Annotated in this window: 21 protein-coding genes; 12 read left to right on the top strand and 9 right to left on the bottom strand. The window is 35.5% G+C overall.

The window, feature by feature from the left end:
* Positions 1-9: 9 nt before the first annotated feature.
* The 3 genes from essB to essA are packed head-to-tail and all read right to left on the bottom strand — an operon-like array spanning position 10 to position 1,818.
* A complete protein-coding gene (essB, locus tag KSZ58_RS16660) occupies positions 10-1,122 on the bottom strand; it encodes a type VII secretion protein EssB (protein ID WP_217752815.1) in 1,113 nt (370 codons plus the stop codon).
* A complete protein-coding gene (locus KSZ58_RS16655; RefSeq protein ID WP_217752814.1) occupies positions 1,119-1,367 on the bottom strand; it encodes a hypothetical protein in 249 nt (82 codons plus the stop codon). The genes essB and KSZ58_RS16655 overlap by 4 nt, the downstream gene beginning before the upstream one ends.
* Positions 1,342-1,818 carry a type VII secretion protein EssA gene (essA, locus tag KSZ58_RS16650; protein WP_217752813.1) on the bottom strand — a complete coding sequence of 159 codons (477 nt, stop codon included), beginning with the start codon at positions 1,816-1,818 and terminating at the stop codon, positions 1,342-1,344. The genes KSZ58_RS16655 and essA overlap by 26 nt, the downstream gene beginning before the upstream one ends.
* Positions 1,819-2,063: 245 nt before the next feature.
* Between essA and KSZ58_RS16645 the strand changes: the two genes are divergently transcribed.
* The 12 genes from KSZ58_RS16645 to xerC all read left to right on the top strand — a co-directional run bounded on the left by KSZ58_RS16645 (position 2,064) and on the right by xerC (position 11,243).
* Positions 2,064-2,495, top strand: a complete 432-nt coding sequence (locus KSZ58_RS16645; RefSeq protein WP_217752812.1) for a hypothetical protein — start codon at positions 2,064-2,066, stop codon at positions 2,493-2,495.
* Positions 2,488-2,769: a hypothetical protein gene (locus KSZ58_RS16640; protein ID WP_217752811.1), complete on the top strand. Its 282-nt coding sequence runs from the start codon at positions 2,488-2,490 to the stop codon at positions 2,767-2,769. The genes KSZ58_RS16645 and KSZ58_RS16640 overlap by 8 nt, the downstream gene beginning before the upstream one ends.
* A gap of 18 nt (positions 2,770-2,787) precedes the next feature.
* On the top strand, positions 2,788-3,096 hold the full coding sequence (locus KSZ58_RS16635) for a WXG100 family type VII secretion target (RefSeq protein WP_217752810.1): 309 nt from the start codon (positions 2,788-2,790) through the stop codon (positions 3,094-3,096).
* Between the two features lie 110 nt (positions 3,097-3,206).
* The gene (locus KSZ58_RS16630; RefSeq protein ID WP_217752809.1) at positions 3,207-3,941 is read left to right on the top strand and encodes a hypothetical protein; all 735 of its coding nucleotides are present in this window, start codon (positions 3,207-3,209) and stop codon (positions 3,939-3,941) included.
* Positions 3,942-3,943: 2 nt separating this feature from the next.
* Positions 3,944-5,491, top strand: coding sequence for an Mbeg1-like protein (locus KSZ58_RS16625; protein WP_217752808.1), 1,548 nt, complete (start codon positions 3,944-3,946; stop codon positions 5,489-5,491).
* A gap of 217 nt (positions 5,492-5,708) precedes the next feature.
* Entirely contained in the window at positions 5,709-7,019 is a 1,311-nt protein-coding gene (locus KSZ58_RS16620) for an IS4 family transposase (RefSeq protein WP_217752807.1), read from the top strand.
* A 429-nt stretch (positions 7,020-7,448) separates the two neighbouring features.
* Entirely contained in the window at positions 7,449-7,931 is a 483-nt protein-coding gene (locus KSZ58_RS16615) for a hypothetical protein (protein WP_217752806.1), read from the top strand.
* 50 nt (positions 7,932-7,981) lie between these two features.
* Positions 7,982-8,338 (top strand): recombinase family protein, encoded by a 357-nt coding sequence (locus KSZ58_RS16610; protein ID WP_217752805.1) that lies wholly within the window; start codon positions 7,982-7,984, stop codon positions 8,336-8,338.
* Positions 8,339-8,406: 68 nt separating this feature from the next.
* A complete protein-coding gene (locus KSZ58_RS16605; RefSeq protein ID WP_217752804.1) occupies positions 8,407-8,823 on the top strand; it encodes a sigma factor-like helix-turn-helix DNA-binding protein in 417 nt (138 codons plus the stop codon).
* Between the two features lie 470 nt (positions 8,824-9,293).
* Positions 9,294-9,656, top strand: a complete 363-nt coding sequence (locus KSZ58_RS16600; protein ID WP_217752803.1) for a type II toxin-antitoxin system PemK/MazF family toxin — start codon at positions 9,294-9,296, stop codon at positions 9,654-9,656.
* Positions 9,657-9,670: 14 nt separating this feature from the next.
* A complete protein-coding gene (locus KSZ58_RS16595) occupies positions 9,671-9,892 on the top strand; it encodes a helix-turn-helix domain-containing protein (RefSeq protein ID WP_217752802.1) in 222 nt (73 codons plus the stop codon).
* Positions 9,893-9,968: 76 nt separating this feature from the next.
* Positions 9,969-11,243, top strand: a complete 1,275-nt coding sequence (gene xerC / locus KSZ58_RS16590) for a tyrosine recombinase XerC (protein WP_217752801.1) — start codon at positions 9,969-9,971, stop codon at positions 11,241-11,243.
* On the opposite strand, the gene KSZ58_RS16585 is transcribed toward xerC, so the two are convergent.
* The 6 genes from KSZ58_RS16585 to KSZ58_RS16560 form a co-directional block, all read right to left on the bottom strand.
* The gene (locus KSZ58_RS16585; protein WP_009250005.1) at positions 11,197-12,738 is read right to left on the bottom strand and encodes a recombinase family protein; all 1,542 of its coding nucleotides are present in this window, start codon (positions 12,736-12,738) and stop codon (positions 11,197-11,199) included. The genes xerC and KSZ58_RS16585 overlap by 47 nt on opposite strands.
* The gene (locus tag KSZ58_RS16580) at positions 12,723-14,375 is read right to left on the bottom strand and encodes a recombinase family protein (protein ID WP_009250004.1); all 1,653 of its coding nucleotides are present in this window, start codon (positions 14,373-14,375) and stop codon (positions 12,723-12,725) included. Before KSZ58_RS16580 ends, KSZ58_RS16585 begins: the two co-directional genes overlap by 16 nt.
* Positions 14,376-16,004, bottom strand: a complete 1,629-nt coding sequence (locus KSZ58_RS16575; protein ID WP_009250003.1) for a recombinase family protein — start codon at positions 16,002-16,004, stop codon at positions 14,376-14,378. It abuts the gene before it with no gap.
* A 139-nt stretch (positions 16,005-16,143) separates the two neighbouring features.
* On the bottom strand, positions 16,144-16,356 hold the full coding sequence (locus KSZ58_RS16570; protein WP_009250002.1) for a DUF6870 family protein: 213 nt from the start codon (positions 16,354-16,356) through the stop codon (positions 16,144-16,146).
* 181 nt (positions 16,357-16,537) lie between these two features.
* Positions 16,538-16,786 (bottom strand): hypothetical protein, encoded by a 249-nt coding sequence (locus tag KSZ58_RS16565; RefSeq protein ID WP_156887068.1) that lies wholly within the window; start codon positions 16,784-16,786, stop codon positions 16,538-16,540.
* A 166-nt stretch (positions 16,787-16,952) separates the two neighbouring features.
* Positions 16,953-17,375 carry a sigma factor-like helix-turn-helix DNA-binding protein gene (locus KSZ58_RS16560; protein WP_009250001.1) on the bottom strand — a complete coding sequence of 141 codons (423 nt, stop codon included), beginning with the start codon at positions 17,373-17,375 and terminating at the stop codon, positions 16,953-16,955.
* Between the last annotated feature and the right edge of the window lie 71 nt (positions 17,376-17,446).

The following is a 17,446-nucleotide window of genomic DNA, read 5'->3' as shown; positions in this document are numbered from 1 at the left end:
ATGTACCTCCTAATTTGATGATGAAACATCGCTTTCACCATTATTAATATCCAGTTCTTTTAAACTATTTTCTATTTGTTTTAATTTTTCTTCACGATCTGCACCAGAAAGATTTTTATCATTTTCTACTTTTGACTTTTCTTTCATATATGCATAAGCAGTATATTCAGTATTTCCTAACTGTTTTGCAAGATCAATCGCTTTATCCATATTTGATTTACCTAAATAAATCCAAAACTCAAGAATTCTTTCATCCGCATTAAGTGTTACGCTTGCTAAGATGTTATTTTTTTGTTCATCACTCAATGACTCTGTTTTGATGTTTGATACCGCTAATATATATTTAGTGTTTACACTCATGCGATCAACATTAATATTTTCTAGCGTTTCTCTAACAGAAATATAATCTTGTTTAATGTATTCTTCATTTGCTGTTTTAAAAGTTGTTTCTTCATTTAATCTAAAGAAGCCAAAATACCCTAAACCAGTAATCGATAACACTAATAATAGAATAACAATCTTATTCAAAATGTTTAACCTTTTATATTTACGTTTATCTACTTCAATTAGCGAATGCTGTAACTTTTCTTGAATATTAGCATACTCTTTGTTTAATACTTCTAATAGCCCATTTAAAGTTGTAACCTCAGCAAATGCATTGGTTGCCTTGTTTTTGCTTAGCAATTGATTTCCACCTTGGTAGTAATCATTAAAAGTATATTTATTTTGTAAAACATAACCAATTAGTGATTTATATTGTTTTACAAAGTCATTTTCATCATATGTATCAGTTGTATAAACATCTCTCATAATTGCTTTTGGCATCATATTTGTATCAAACACCAAATTGTTTGGGTTTAATGAGATTTTAATACGCTTAGAATCTTTAAGTAAATACTGTATGTTTATTAAAGCCTGATACTTGAAAGTTAATGATAAATTTCTAATTTCTTCAAATGGCTTTTCGTGGTTGTGCTGAAATTCAAAATTAACTTCATCTAACGTTCTAAAAACTTTGCAATCTAATAAATGCTCACTTTTTCTTTCTATTTGATAAAAATCAAAATCACTTGTAGCATTTATCTTTGATTTCTTAAATTCCTGTTTAATTATTTCATTCATGAGTCCTCTCCTCCACTCTTAACTACCTTAATGATATCTCCTGAATAAATATTTGCTTGTTTAAACGAAAGATTTACACTAATATTCTCATTTCTTCTTTCTGAATAAACATAACGTACCTCAGAAGGAATACTAAATTGGTCATTCCTTGCAATAATATCTAATGCCATCTTAATCGTTAATTCTTCATTTAGCACATAATCAATGCTTTTAATACCATTAGTAAATGTAATTGTTATCTTCACTTTGTATACTCTCCCTTCTGCTATAATATTTACGTGTTAAAGCAAACGCTACTATACTAAAAAGCACAGTTCCTATAATCAATAATGGAGTTATTGAAAAACTTGTCTTTTCATTAGTTGCAGTTTTATCAAAAACAACGATTTTATTAAACAAACTATTTTTGGAAGATTTTTTTTCTGATTTTGTTTGAAAATCATTAGTAAATAGAACTTCTTTAGTTTTTATATTTTCTAATGATTTTGATTCTTCTTTTTCTTTCAACAAAGACCCCATATCATTAGTGAAAATGTTTAAACCATTAATATCAGTAAGTGAAGAATAATCTTCTTTCTTATTTTTCACTTCTTCTGTATTTAAATCTAATGTGTCTTCTTCATCAGCGTATACTGCATTAGTTACAAATGAGCATGATAAAAATAATGCTAGCATAGCAAAAACAACTTTTTTCATTTGATAATTCACCCCTTTCCCAAAGATAGTTTATTCTTACATATTTTACCAAATTTTTCCAATTTTTTCATTACAAAAATAATTTAATGTTTTTTCTTACAATTTTATAGGTGTATATGATATTTTGTTACATGAATTAATTAAATAACAACAGAATAAAAAATTTATTGTTTATAATTGAAAAATTTGAGATAATTGTATTAAATTAGATAACTATTATTTATTTAAAGGAGAGGGATAATAATATGAGTAGGGAGTCTTATTATATAAGTCAAATCCATGATATCAATTTAGAAATACGCAATATTGAAAAAAGAATTTTTCAATTAAATAAAGATTTAGATAATCTATATGAGTTTCAGACAAGACATAATCAAATGATTATTAAATATAATAATCAAATAGGCGAACATAGAAATCGTCTTAATGTAGCAGTAATCAAAAGTCAAGAAGTGAAATTCTTTTCTCAATATAAAGATTTTATGCAGTCTATGTTAAATGGATCTCAGAGCCAAAAAATTCTTTCTCAAAAAGAATATGAAAAACATATGATTATGTCAAAAATTAGAGAAGTAGAAAATGATATAGAAGATTTAAGGCATCGTAAATATCATTTAGAGCAAGAACTATCTAATTATAACTATTTATTGAGAAAGGAAAGAATGAATAATGGGTAATTTAAAAATAAGTGATCAAGAATTTATATTTGCAGAGAAAATTATAGATGCATATTTAGAAAAACTGATTGAGATATCTAATTCTTATATAAAAATAGTTTCAACTATTCCAAATGAGTCTTTATTTGATGAATTAATTAACTCAGAGTTAATACTCTTATGTGATGGTATGAAAGATATTTTAATGGAATTACAAAATATACAATCAACATTAGATGGAAAATCAAAAAAATTTATTAATGAAATAGATGAGATAGATAAATTTATTTATTAGAAAAAGGGGAAATGAAAAATGGATAAAATCAATGGAGTGGCTGGTACACTTTTAATAAATTCAGGTTCATTGGATAGTAAAAAACAAAAAATTGATAGTTTAAGTGATGAATTATCATCTTTTATAGATGGATATATTAAGGAGGAAATTTTTTCAACAAGTAGTGGTGAGTCAACTAAAGCGTTTGAAGATCTTTTATCTAGTTTAAATACATCAGCTAATACAATTTCTTCTATACTTAAGCAGACAAGCGCATATATAAATATGATCGATGAAGATTTCAAGGAAATTGATCAAAACCAAGCTACTAATTTTAATTTAACTTAAAATGGAAATAAAGTTTATAGTTTAAAGGTACTTTGTAAGATTTCGATATTTTAAAAATATTATCAAGATTTTCTAAATCCAATATATAACAAAAGAAATGAGGCACTGATATGAAAAAAACAAAAATCAAGATATTATTGATTTTCAGTTTAAGTCTACTATTAGGAGGATGCAAAAATATGGAAGAAGAAAAAGTAATGACAAGAGAAGAAGTAAAACAAGAAATGTTAGATTATATTGAAAATAAATATAATGAAGAATTTGAGATATATGACATTGAATATGGTTCATGGGATAATGGTGGAAAAGAAATTATGCGTGCTTACCCTAAAGGTAAAGAATCATATAATTATTTTTTTGTAGAACGTAAAAGTAAAGGTGATATCACTGATGATTATGTACGCTTTATAATGCAAAAAAAGTATGAAGAAAAAGTTTTTAATGCTGTTAATCACTATTTCCCAGATGCAGTGGTTAATTTGGGAATAATGAATAGTGGACCTATTCCAGAATGTTTTAGACCAAATATGGATATTAATGAGTTTAAAAAGTTTGCAAATAAGCAAATAACAATGTCAGTATCTATATATTTAGTAGCTGAAAAGGAAGAAGATATTGATCTAGAAAAAAGAAATTTATTAAAAAAAGATTTACAAAAGATTAATTCTATTGGAAATCTTCATTTTCTAGGTTATTCGGCAAAAGAATTTGAAACATATGTTATTAATGATCCTTATAATTCAATAGAAACACATTCATCTTATTCTACTAATGGATTAAAAGTTGAAATTGATGATGATTGGGGAGAAATTGATTTCAATTATGAGTATAAGGAGAATGATTAATTATGGCTACACCAACAGAAGAAGAATTACTTATACTAAACTCTATTATTTATGATGCCTCGTTTACTAACTATTATCAAACTAATAAAGGGGATAATATATACAATTGGGCAAAGCAATTTAATAAAAATTCAATAGATGATTCTAATAAACCTGCTGAAATTTCAAGGGAAGAATTTTCCAATATTATTGATACAATAAAAAAGAACCCCTCAGTATATAAAGCTATGAAAGTCAGAAATGTTGAGAACGAACCAGCAAATAAAAAAGGAACTCAGCATGTAACAAATGCAACCATTTCCTATGGAAATAACACAATTATTGTATATAAAGGAACTGGTGGTGATTTAGAATGGCGTGATAATGGAGAAGGTGCTTATTCTGATATTACAGATACTAACCAGCAGAAAAAAGCATTAGATTATTATGAAAAAATGACAAAAGAATTTGCAAGCAATGGGCAAAAAATTTATGTTACTGGTCATTCAAAAGGTGGTAATAAAGCACAATATGTAGGTGTTTTAAAAGGTGATGAAATTGAGCACATCTATGCTTTTGATGGACAAGGATTTGGGCAAGCATTTTTAACAAAATATAAAAATTTGATTGATAAAAATAAAAATAAAATCACCAATATCAGTAATGAATTTGATTTTGTAAATATTTTACTTTTTCCTGTTGCAGGAGATCGAAGATATATTAGATCATCTACGACACTAGGAATATTGGATGGGAGTTCATTTGCTTTTGATAAAGGTAAAATGCCAAAAAATTTCAAAGACCTTGTACTTGGTATTGGTGGAAATGCAATTATGCATAAATTTGGTGGTTGGCATTCTCCATACTCTATGTTTACATTAAAAAATGGAAATCTAAAATTAAATGACTATGTAGAACAAAGTGATTTAATGAAAGAAATACATGATTTATTTGGATATTATGCAACATATATGGAAGAAGAAGACTTTAGGTTTGTAATTTACAGTATTATGAATATAATGATTAATGATGATAATGCATATGGGGATAAATATACAATGCCCAATGGATTTATTGAAAGAATGCTTTCACTTACAAAAGGGTACGCTGAAAAGAATAAAGGTTTTGATTTTATTGAGGTATTCGGTATATTAAGTCTAATTTTTGGCATGAATAATTCATTAAAGATATGGTTTATGTATCATAAGATAGAAAGTGAAAGTTATGCTTTACAAATCAGAGACTTTTCAGATGATGTGAAAAAGAATTTATTATCTATTGTTGAAGAAGTTGATGATGAAGATTGGTATGATATATCTAAATGGGATGTATTTTATCGTGTAGAAGGTTTATTCGGAAGGCTTGATTTTCCATCAAACGCAAATGAATTAAACCAATATTATAGAAAATTGATTGATGTTCAGGGTGTCAGCAAAAACCAAATAAACAAGATTTTTTCAAGTGTTTATGAAAAGGATATCCAATTTGCTAATGAATTAAAGAAAATAAATGAATCTATAAACACTATCAATTCTTCTTTAAATAAAATGAATCAAGCGTTTAAGCTTTAAAATATTGTAATCAAAAAATACTATGACAGGATATTTATTAATCAATGTCATTAAGTTAAGGAAATGATATTGAGGATATCGATATAAAAATATTGGTATCCTCTTTTTTTTATAAAAAAGTGTTGACATTTAAATGAGTTTGTGAGGCTTATTATTCATATTTTTTATGAATAATAAGCCTATTGTTTATAGGTATGAACTTTTGGAGGTATGACTTATGAACAATTTTAACTCTCTTAGAAAAAATTTGAATCACTGCATTAAGATTTTGAATAATTCTCGTTCTCTTTTCGTTGAGAATCCTAATACTGATTTTATCCGTAATCGTAAACTTGATTTCTCTACTGTCATTAATAATATCATTTGTTTGGAAGCTGGTTCTTTGAAAGATGAATTATTGAAGCTTAATGACTATTCTATTGATACTCCTACTGCTTCTGCTTTTGTACAGGCCAGAAATAAAATTAAGATTGATGCTTTTAAATCTCTTTTTGATAATTTTAATAAAAAGACTTCAAAACTGAAAACTTATAAAGGTTATCGTCTTTTAGCTGTTGATGGCAGTGAAGAATCTATTGACAATACTTTTTATGACAAGGAAACAACTCTTCTGAAAAAAGGTATAAAGGATTTGACATATTCAGCTTTTCATATCAATGCAGGCTATGATCTTTTAGAATGCACTTATGATGATATTATTATTCAGGGTGAAGCAGTCTTTAACGAAAATAGTGCTTTCAATGAACTTGTGGATAGATACAAAGGTCATAAAGCCATATTCATAGCTGACAGAGGTTATGAATCCTATAATAATTTTGAACATGTCGTCAATTCTGGAAATAAATATCTTATACGAGTTAGAGATATAACTTCCAGCAAGAGTATAATGAAGAGTTTTGGTCCATATCCCGATACTGATGAATTTGATATAGATGTTTCAAGAATACTAACAATCAAACAAACAAATGAAATCAAGGCAAATCCACAAATATATAGATTTATACCATCTAATCACACTTTTGATTATCTAAGCAAAGAAAAACCATTCTATGATTTTCGATGTAGAACAGTAAGAATAAAAATAACTGAAGATACATATGAATGCATCATAACTAATCTTGACAGAGATGAGTTTTCTATTGAGGATATAAAGGAACTCTATAATAAAAGATGGGGAATAGAAACTTCATTCAGGCAGGTCAAATATGCGATAGGACTGCATGCATTACATTCAAAGAAAAGAAAACTTATCAAACAGGAGATATATGCAAGATTATTACTTTATAACTTTTGTCAAAGAATTGTACAGGATATAAAGATAATAAAAAAGAAGACAAAGTATACATATCAAATTAATTTTACAAGGGCATCGCATATCATAAGAAGGTTTCTAAACAAAAAAACGGGTAAAAAATCACCCGTTGAGAACCTGATAGCCAAAGAAATACTTCCTGTCCGACCAGGAAGAACAAGCACACGTCATGTTTCTGCCAAAAAAGTCGTATGTTTCAACTATAGGTTTGACTAACACACGACTATTATATACCTTTGGAAAAGCAGTTTCAAGACTGTACTTTTTTGTGTACATAAAATAAAGCCATTAGCATAGATTTTTTATATTCTATACTTATGACTTCTTTCTTATCTTCTTAACTTAATGACATTGATTTATTAATATCTTGTTTTTTTTTACTCTTAATCAATAGTTATATAATTATATCCATCTAAAAATATATAAAACAATATTTATATAATATTCATTACAAATATCAAAATATCTACATTATCAAGAAAATTCGTTTATTTTCACATTTATTTGATAAACTCTAACACACATCGACATTCTTCTCTTAATAAATGTGTAAAAATTTATTTAGGGAAAGGGTTTGATTATTATGATTACAATAAGAGCACCTCCTCCTAATATTTTGCATTAAAAAATATTAGGAGGAGAAAAATGATAAATTTTAAATATGATTATGGAAAAAATAGTTTCTTTGTTAAAGAAGATTCTAAGGGATTTAAAAAGTATTATTTAAAAGTTGATAGAGAATATATTGAGGTAAACGAGAAAGTATATAAAGTATGTAAAAGCAGTTATGACAAAATAAGAAATACAGAAAAAAATAAAGTAGCTAGATCTATATTAAATTTTGAAGATATTGATCAAGCTACTTTTTTTGTTGTGAATAAAGAAATTCATTTTGATGTTGTTGAACACATCTATTTAAAAGATATAGCAAAAGCAATTAAGCATGAAATTCTTTTGCTACCTGAAAAAGATAAAAAAATAGCAATCTGTATTTTTATAAAAGAACTATCAGATAAAGAAACTGCAAGGACACTTAGATTACCACAAACTACTGTTACATATCGGAAAAAAGTGATTAGAAAAATAATTCAAGAAAAAATTAAAAATCTTTGCTCACTATCTCAATAACTTTCCCCTATATGGATGAAGAACAAGTGTTCTTCCAAGGAGGAAAAGAAATGAAGAAACAAAGAGTATGGATTCACTGTAGAGTATTAGCTGAATCATCAAGAAATTTATTGAATTATCAGGAAGAAGTATTAACTGAACTTGCTGATGACAACGATCTCTCGATTGTTGGAGTGACCAAGAGTATATCTAACGGTAAAAACTTTAATTCATATGATATGAAGTCATTAATCACACATATCAAGAGAAATGATATTGATCTTATTCTTGTTACAAGCAAGAAAAGAATATCTATTTATGATGACTTGTATGAAGAATTTGAAATGCTTTGCAAAGTACACAATGTTTTAATTATCAGTCTAAAGGATATTGAAAATACAATATCCAACTTGTTTTCTAATTGCTGATAGTTATTGTCTTTATCCAATTAGAGCCCCACCTGTTCTTTTCTTAAAAAACAAGAAAGGAGCAAAATATGGGTTTTAATTATCAAAAAGAATTAATCAAATGGAATAAATGGAAATCGCAAGAAGAAGAGCTGCTTAGATCTTTGAATGTTGATGAAAACATCATCAGGCAGTTGCATGATTACGATTGGGAAATGTTTAAATCAGAACGTAGATTTAGAGGGCGACAAAACACAACTATAAATACTGTTTTAAATAATATTCCTTTTTATGATCAAAAAGAAATTAATACAATTGATGATTTATTAAGCCAATTAGAAAATGAAGCATTATTTAATTATGTATCCACAATAGATAAAGAAACATCGACTATCATTCTCTTAAAAATATTTGGGTATTCAACTCATGAAATATCTAAAATATTAGGCTTAAGTCTTTCATCAATTTATAAGAAAATTCATCGTTTAAGAAAAAAACTAAAATAATTTTAAAAAAGTGTCCAAAATCGGCTGTTCAAACTGCCTATATTGTGTAGGGGCAAATAAAGACTCCCTAAATATAGTTCTTTGACAACTGAATAACAGCCATTATTACGTTCCTGTTAAATGAGCCAGCCAGTCAATACGCCATGACAATAATATCTATTATTTGAGCGATCCCTATTGAGATGGAGAAAATAGTTAGCAACTATTTGCGATGATATTTAACAGGGGGATACTTCTGTCAATTCATAGTCCGAGCGAGATAATAACCGTCGCAGGCATTGATGGCAGTTGCGTGAGTTCCACGCAAGGGTGAAATTCCCATGAGAACATTGCTAATGTTCGTTTAATGGCATCCCTATGTTTTCGGGTACAAGGAAAAATAGAAAACAAATAAATTAACGATTTAAAAAAGCTGGGTAGTTTTATCCAGCTTTTACATACCTATTTAGGATGTGGAAGGAGGTAAACATGTGTATAACCAGATATATAGAGGACAAATCTATTATGCAGATTTAGAACCTAGTTTTGGCTCAGAACAAGGTGGAATACGACCTGTACTAATTATCCAAAACGATATGGGTAATAAGTATAGCCCTACTACGATTATAGTAGCTATTACAGCACGAATTCATAGTAAACAGAATCTTCCTACTCATCATAGAATACCTGCCTCAGTGGGCTTAAAAAACGATTCTATTGTGCTTCTTGAACAAATCAGAACAATAGATAAGGCTCGTTTAAGAGACTATGTTGGCAGTATCAGCCATCATGATTTGAAACAAATTGAAAGTAAACTGATTATTAGTCTTGGTATTAACAAATATAATTTGTAGGAGGTTTAGCGATAGTGAAAAATGACTTATTAACATATTATGAAAAAATGTTTAGCGAATATCCAGATGTTGTTGATGTAAAAACTATGTGCAAGATGCTTGGTGGTATTAGCACAAAGACAGGGTATAAACTTCTTAAAGAGAACAAAATTAAATTCTTTAAGATTGGTAGAGCATTTTATGTTACTAAATTTCATCTTCTTTCCTATTTACAAATTAATAACGAAAATAATTAAATCGTACATTTGTAAATATACTTTACTCTTGTTAAACTACTGTTGACCAGTGGAACACAAGAACAAGGAGGAAACAATGAAAGAGAAAAAAGTATCTGGTCATCTTAAAGAAGTAAAGGGCATTTATCATTTAGTATTAAATTATTATGATGAGAATGGGAAAAGAAAAACTCCCTCAATCACGACTAAATTACCAGTTAGAGGAAACAAGAAACAAGCCAATGCTATGCTTAAATATCTTATCAATGCATTTGAAGTACCGACTGGAAGTAAAAAAGCAAATCTTAAATCTTACTTCACAAAAGATATGCTTCAAAAAAAATTGCAAGTTAAAGATGCTACATCTAAAAAAGTTGTAAAAATTAATAAAAATTCAAATAATAAAAGAATTAAAGTTCATAAGAATATGCTGTTTTCAGATTTCATGATTTACTGGATCAATGCAACTCAATATAATTATGAAAGAAGCACATATGGAACATATTTAATGCAAATCAATTCAAGTATTGCACCATATTTTAAAGAACAAGAGATTTTATTAAGTGATTTAACTTCATTTGATATTCAGGACTTCTATTCATATGCTTTTGAAACAAAAAAAGTTTCGGCAAATACTGTACTAAAATGGCATGCAAATATTCATAAAGCACTTGATTATGCAGTACAAAATAAACTTATCAGTGAAAACCCATCTAAAAAAGTATCTAAACCAAAGAAGGTTCAATTCACTGGCAGTGCCTATTCACAAGATGAATTAGATAAGTTATTTCAAGTTGCAAAGAATGATCCTCTTGAATTAGGAATCTATTTAGCAGCATTCTTTGGTTTACGACGTGAAGAAGTGGTGGGCATAAAATGGAATGCTATTGATTTTGATGCAAAGACAATTAAGATTGGTACGACAGTAACGATAACTAATATCAATGGTAAACTTGAAGAAGTGGAAAAAGATAGAGCAAAAAACAAAGCTAGTTTTAGAGTTTATCCACTTCCACAGTTATTTGAGGAACTACTTCTTAAATTAAAAAACGATCAAGCCACAAATAAGCGATTAGCTGGAAGATCGTATAACTACAAATATCAAGATTATATTTATGTTGACAAGTTAGGAAATCGTATAAAACCAGGATATATAACACAACATTTTGCATTAGTATTAAAAAAGAACAACCTTAGACATATCCGTTTCCATGATTTAAGGCACCCGTATGTCAAGCCCACGACAAAAAAATTTGCATCTTTTTTGAAGTTTTTTCGGGCAGCTGCAATAGCTGCCCGTAGCTGTTCCATACGGTATTCATGGCTCATGCTTCCTTTCCAGATTTCTCCGTTCCTAAAAAGTCCTGCGTAACATATTCTATCTCAATCCGATCCCCAGGAAAAACATATACCCTGTTGATAAGCCGGTCTATCAGCGATTGCGTCAGGACATCGGTGCTGCCTACTTCCTGAACAATTTCCCGCTGTTTCAGCCTCGCCTCATAATCACTCTGTATCTGTTTGGTCTGCGCTGTGATAGCGGCATGGACATTCTTGGCCTGTACCAGTTCCGCGTCATATACTGCTTTCTGTGACCGGTAGGTTTCCAGATCGATCTCGCCAAGCGCATACCGTTCATAAAGCTGCCGTTTGCTGTCCTGTATAGCCCGCAACTTATCTTCATGCTCGGCCTGCTGGACCGTCTGTAAATCCAGCTTATCTTTACTGCCGTCGATTCCCAACGCCGGACACATCTGCGCCCGGATCGTCTCAAAGACTACCTGCTCCAGATCAGCCATCTTTACCCGCACGCCATGACAGGGAAAACTTTCTGACACTTCGGAATGACGGCAATAAAACCATGCTCCATTTCTGAGTGACATAGCATGATCGCAGCATCCACAAAACACCTTTCCCCGAAGCAGATAGTCACGCCTTTTTTTATTGGGGAGGGAAAAACGCTTAATAGAAGTATTGGCCTGCTCAAACAATTCCTTGCTGACAATCGCGGAATGATGGTCGGGGATTTTGAACCACTCGCTTTCATCTTTGAGCTTCATGCAGCGGCTGCCGATTTCCTGCACCTTGCGTTTGCCGATTATGTAGGTGCCGATATACCGCTGATCCTCCAGCATCCGCAGGACTGTTGAACTGCTCCATACGCCGTGTGTCCTTGACACATTATAATGGTCTTTTCCGTTATCCCTCCGATACTCTCCAGGCGTGGGAATATGGAGGGCGTACAACTTGCGGGTGATCTCTGCTGCGGTATTGCCTTCAGCCGCCCATTCAAATATCAGACGGACATTTCCCGCAACATTTTCGTCCGGCTCCATACGCCCGTCTGCGCTTTTGCGGTAGCCGTAAGGACAGATAACGCTCTGGTACTCGCCCCGGCGCATCTTCGCATATTTGGCGCTTTTTGTTTTCATGGACATATCACGGCTGTAGCACTCGCTGATAAGATACTTAAAGGCAACATCAATCCCTCCGGTATCTCCTTTGAAATTGACGGTGTCAAAATCGTCGCTGACAGAGATAAACCGGGTGTGATAGAGCGGAAACACCCGCTCGATGAAATAACCGGTCTCAATGCTGTTGCGTCCAAACCGGGATAGGTCTTTGACAATGATACAGTCGATACTTCCTGCCTGCACCATCGTCAAAAGCTCCTGCACTGCGGGACGTTCAAAATTCGTACCCGTATGGCCATTATCGACAAACTCCAAAACCTCGCCATTATCCCATTCCGGCAGCGACATGGCTTTTTCCCGCAGGATAAGGCGCTGGTTCGGAATACTCAAACTTTCTGTCTTAATATCCTCCACGGATAACCGAATATAAAGGGCAATTACATATTTGCGCATGACTCCACTTCCTTTCCCTGAAATTCACTCTTAAAGCGGAAGGTCACATGAATATCCCGTTTGTGGTCTATCTCGATCCGCTCAATCAGCCGGTCAATCAGTTCTGCCGTAAGCAGGTGATCCTTTGCCAGTGACTTTGCATCCTTTTCCATAGTCCGGTAGCGTACAAACTGTTCGTCGAGAGCATCCATATCCCTTTCAAGCTCGGTGATCTCACCGGACAGTGTATTGATGGATTCCTCATAATCCGCTTTCAGTTCAAAGTATTCCTCGCTTGTCAAAACACCCTGTACAAAGTTCTCATATAGGCCGCGGATCAACCGGCGTTTCTTTTCAATTTCCTGCCGTTTGGATGACATCTGGCCCCTGAGTTTATCCTTTTCCTGTTTTTGCCTTGCCTCCAACTGAAAGAGGGGGAGAGACATTCCCAGGGCAACCGTCAGCTCTTTCTCCAAAACAGATGTGACCGTAGCGATCAGCTCCGTTTCCTGTATCATCACACCCTTGCAGCTATCTTTTTCTACCCGGCTGTTGGTAAGGCAATGAAACCAGTAAATATCCGGCCCTTTTTTGCGCTCCGCCCGCTGCCGGTGGAGACTCCTGCCGCAATCCGCACAGAATACCTTTCCCTTAAAGATATTGGGGGTATATGGTTTTTTTGGCACAGCCTTGCTTTGCTCGCAGACCTGTTTCCGATAGTCCTGTACCGCCTCAAAAACCGCATGGCTGATAATAGGCTCATGGGTATGCCTTGCAACGATCAGATTATCGTCTCCGGCCTGTACCTGCTGGTGGTCTACAATTTTGGTCTTGCCCTGTACCAGATCACCGGTATAAACCTCACTTTCCAGTATCTTCATTACAGTACGGGTCTGCCATTTCCCGCTCCCGATCAGCCCAGGGCTGGTAATTTCACCGGTAGTCTTTTTATAATGGCTTGGGGCAGGAATCCCCATTTCATTCAGATTACGCACAATACGGTTTAACGCTACACGCTCATAAGCCCACTGGAAAATCTGCTGCACAACAGGAGCGGCGGCCTCGTCAATCAGCAGTTTATGACAGTTCTCCGGGTCTTTCCGGTAGCCGTATGGAGCCCGTGCGCCAATATAGTCACCGTCTTTCATGGCCTGCCTTGCCTGGGCCTTGATCTTCCGGCCAATATCCAGCGAATAGGCTTCATTTATCATGTTTTTCAGCGGAAGCATAATGCCTCCGTGAAGATTGCCGGGGTCTGCCGTATCAAACTGATCTGTAACCGCAATAAAACGGACATTGTGCGTGTAGAAATACTGTTCGATATAATAGCCGGTATCAATGGAATTACGCCCCAGGCGGGATAGGTCCTTAACAATCACACAGTTGATATAGCCTGCCTCAATATCCGAAAGCATCTGTTGAAAGCCCGGACGATGGAAATTCGTGCCCGTCATGCCGTTGTCGATATAGGTATCATAGACGACAAAATCCGGTTTATCAGCAAGAAAATCATTCAGGACCAGCTTTTGGTTTTCCACCGAACATCCCCGTTTCTTGTTATCCTCCACGGAAAGCCGGATATACAGTGCTACATGAACATATAAAGATGGTACTGGCTCAGCCGTGATTACTGTTTCTTTTCTGCTCTTTCTTGCCATTTAACCCACCTTCCTTTCCGCGGCCTGTTCTACGATCTGCTCTGCCAGGGCAACCGCTTTTTTGTATTCGTCCTGATAATTAAATTCAATATGCAGCTCGTCCTTGCTAATCACGCGAATACTGCGGATAAGCTGCATGACTGCGCGGCGGTCAATTTCCTCCATCGTGGAAAACTGCATGAAGTGATTGATCCAGCGGTTCCGCTCGCTGCGGTTTTCCAATACATCTGTCAGCCGTTCCTCCCATTCCGCAACTGCCTTTTGCAGCAATTCAATGTCCGCATTGTATTTCCGCTTGTAGGATAGATATTCTTCTTTGGTAAGAATCCCGCTCACCAGATTTTCATAGAGCTTCGTCTTGAAACCCTCAATCTGTGCCAACTGTTTTTCATTGGCTCTGATCTGTCCGGCGTATTCCTGGGCCAGTTCCCGGTTGATCCGTTCCTGACTGATACTGGACAACAGCGAATCCAGAGAAGCCACATTTTCAATATGGCCCTTTAAGCTGTCCTGCACACACTCGATCAAGTCGTCCTCTTTCAGCATCACAGAGGAAGCGCAGCCATTCTTTTTGCCCGTAGGGCAATAGTAGTAGTGGTATTCCTTGTCTTTGTAGCGGTTTGTCTTACGGGTCATGCGGCAGCCGCAGCATCCACAGATCAAAATACCGGAGAACAGATATACCTTATCCGATTTAGGAGAGGTCCGGGTGTCAATCCGGCGAAGTCGCTGAATCAGGTCAAAATCGTGTTTCTGGATAATCGCCTCATGGGTGCCCTCTACACGAATCCACTCGGATGAAGGCTTATCCTCACGCTCCTTCAATTTGAAGTGGGGCGTTGTCTGTTTTCCCTGCACCAGTGTCCCGGTATAGGTTTCGTCCTTCAAAATGCGGATGATGGTAGTGGCAGACCATTTACAATCCTTACGGTCCGTATAGCCGCCTTTGGCATGGGGCATCCCGTGATTCCTCTTATAAGCCAGCGGAGAGAGAATACCCATGCGGTTCAGTTCATCAGCAATATGGGAAGCACTGAATCCTTCCAGACGCTTTCTGAAAATATCCCGTACCACACCCGCTGCATACTCGTCAACTTCCAAACTCTTATGCTTGTCGCCAGTTTTTACATAACCGTAAATAGTAAAAGCTCCAACAAAATCACCGCTGCGTCGTTTCACATCCAGGGCACTCCGGGTCTTTACGGAAATATCCCGGCAGTATGCCTCGTTCATAATGTTTTTTACCGATACGGTGAGATCATCTGCAGCGTCATTTTCCGTGTCTACATTGTCATTGATGGCGATAAAACGGACGCCGTAGGCCGGAAATACCCGACGCATATAACGGCCCGTCTCTATGTACTCACGCCCCAGGCGGGAAAGGTCTTTTACAATGACACAGTTAGCCTCGCCCTGTTCGATCATCCGCATCATTTCCTGAAATGCTGGACGGTCAAAGAGGACACCGCTGTAACCGTCGTCAATCTTTTCTGCCACAACCTCAATCTCCGGGTGCCGGGCAATGAAATCATCAATGAGCCGCCGCTGATTGGCAACGCTGTCACTTTCCACCGACTTGTCATCCGTATAGGAAAGACGGATATACTTAATAGCTTTATAAACCTGCATAAAAAAACACTCCTTTCGTTGCGCAGAAAAATCCCCGCAATTCAAGAAGTGTGGTTATGCCGTATTCAATTCCTTTTCCGACTCTTATTGTACCACGCTCTTACGGGAAAGTCAGCCCTTTTCTGGAAGAAATTTTGCTTCACCGTAAAATACCCTTGATACATTCCTCCAGGGTGGCACCGCCAGGGGCAAAGCTGGCCCGGACGGTAAAACGTCCGCACTTAAAACGGTAAGGGTTTTTGATCTGGCGCACAAATTCAGTGATTCGTTCCTCGCGGGGAAGCTCCTTATCCACGGTGACATCCCGAATGTCTACCAATGAACCGCTTCCGCCAGCAGTAATATTCTCCATAATACCAACTCCTTCCTGAAATTACTGGTCTATCAAAACCACATGAATAAGCCGGACCCGCCCTATAAATAGAAACAGGTCCGGCCCATTGTATCTGATTTCGATTTTGCTTGCCGTATTTGCCACGCCCCCCGGCAGCTCTGTCTACACAAAGCGGGGTTGCCATAGGCTGCGGCCAGCTTTACCGCATCATAGCCCCGCAGATGCCGCCGCTTTGCCAGAGCAAGCGCACACCGCAGGGACTTCCCTTCAAGTCCGTGAGAGATTGTGAAAAAGTACCATTATGATCTGCGCCGTCGTCGCGCCCGGCCTGCCACAGCCGGGTCAATGGATTGCGTGGATCGCTCGGACAGCCGGATTCATCACCTCCCTGGCTGCCTGTCTTTGCGCCGCTCCATTTGCCGCTCGGAACACAGAATGACGTACCCATAGCAACGTATATTCGGTTGTCAAAGTGCAACGAGGGCACGGCCATTATGACATTTTATAGTTGGGGTGGACCAGAGCATGTGCTGTATGGCCGCACCCATTGGACTTGTCTGCCGAATATGTCCCTCTATTATTCATTTCATTTTCGGGGGCAAAGTTGCCGTCTGTCAGGAAAGTTCTTTCAAAAACTTTTCCAAACTTCGCAGGCCGGCATTGATAGAGCGAGTAATTCGGCTCTTATGGGTGCCCTCCGCTTTTGCAATATCCGATTTGCTCATGCCAAGAAAATAGTGCGCATAAATCCGATTCCGCTGTTTCTCCGGCAAAGAGGCAAGTGCCTGATACAGCCTGGCATTTTCTTCTTTCCGTTCCAAAATATCCGCAGGTGTCAGGACAATTACCAGAGCGTCACGCTCGACATTGGCATCATAGTCCAGCGAAAAATATGCTTTGTGCCGGTATGTACGCAAAATATAAGCCGCCTCATTCAGCTTATACTCATGGAGCAAATCAGCCACTTCGTCCGGCACTTCCACAATGGTATCAGTTGTATAAAACGGGTAATAATCCCGCAGATTGATCTTTTTCATTAGATTATCCTCCAATTTCAATTTTTGAGTTGATAGGCAAAATCGAAATCAGAGGGCGGGGAGCGACAGCC

Source organism: Erysipelatoclostridium sp. DFI.2.3 (assembly GCF_019132535.1).
In the GTDB taxonomy this organism is placed as follows: Bacteria; Bacillota_I; Bacilli_A; order Erysipelotrichales; family Erysipelotrichaceae; genus Clostridium_AQ; species Clostridium_AQ innocuum.
The sequence above is the reverse complement of the archived record's forward strand: the minus strand, read 5'-3'. Positions and strand labels throughout refer to the sequence as shown.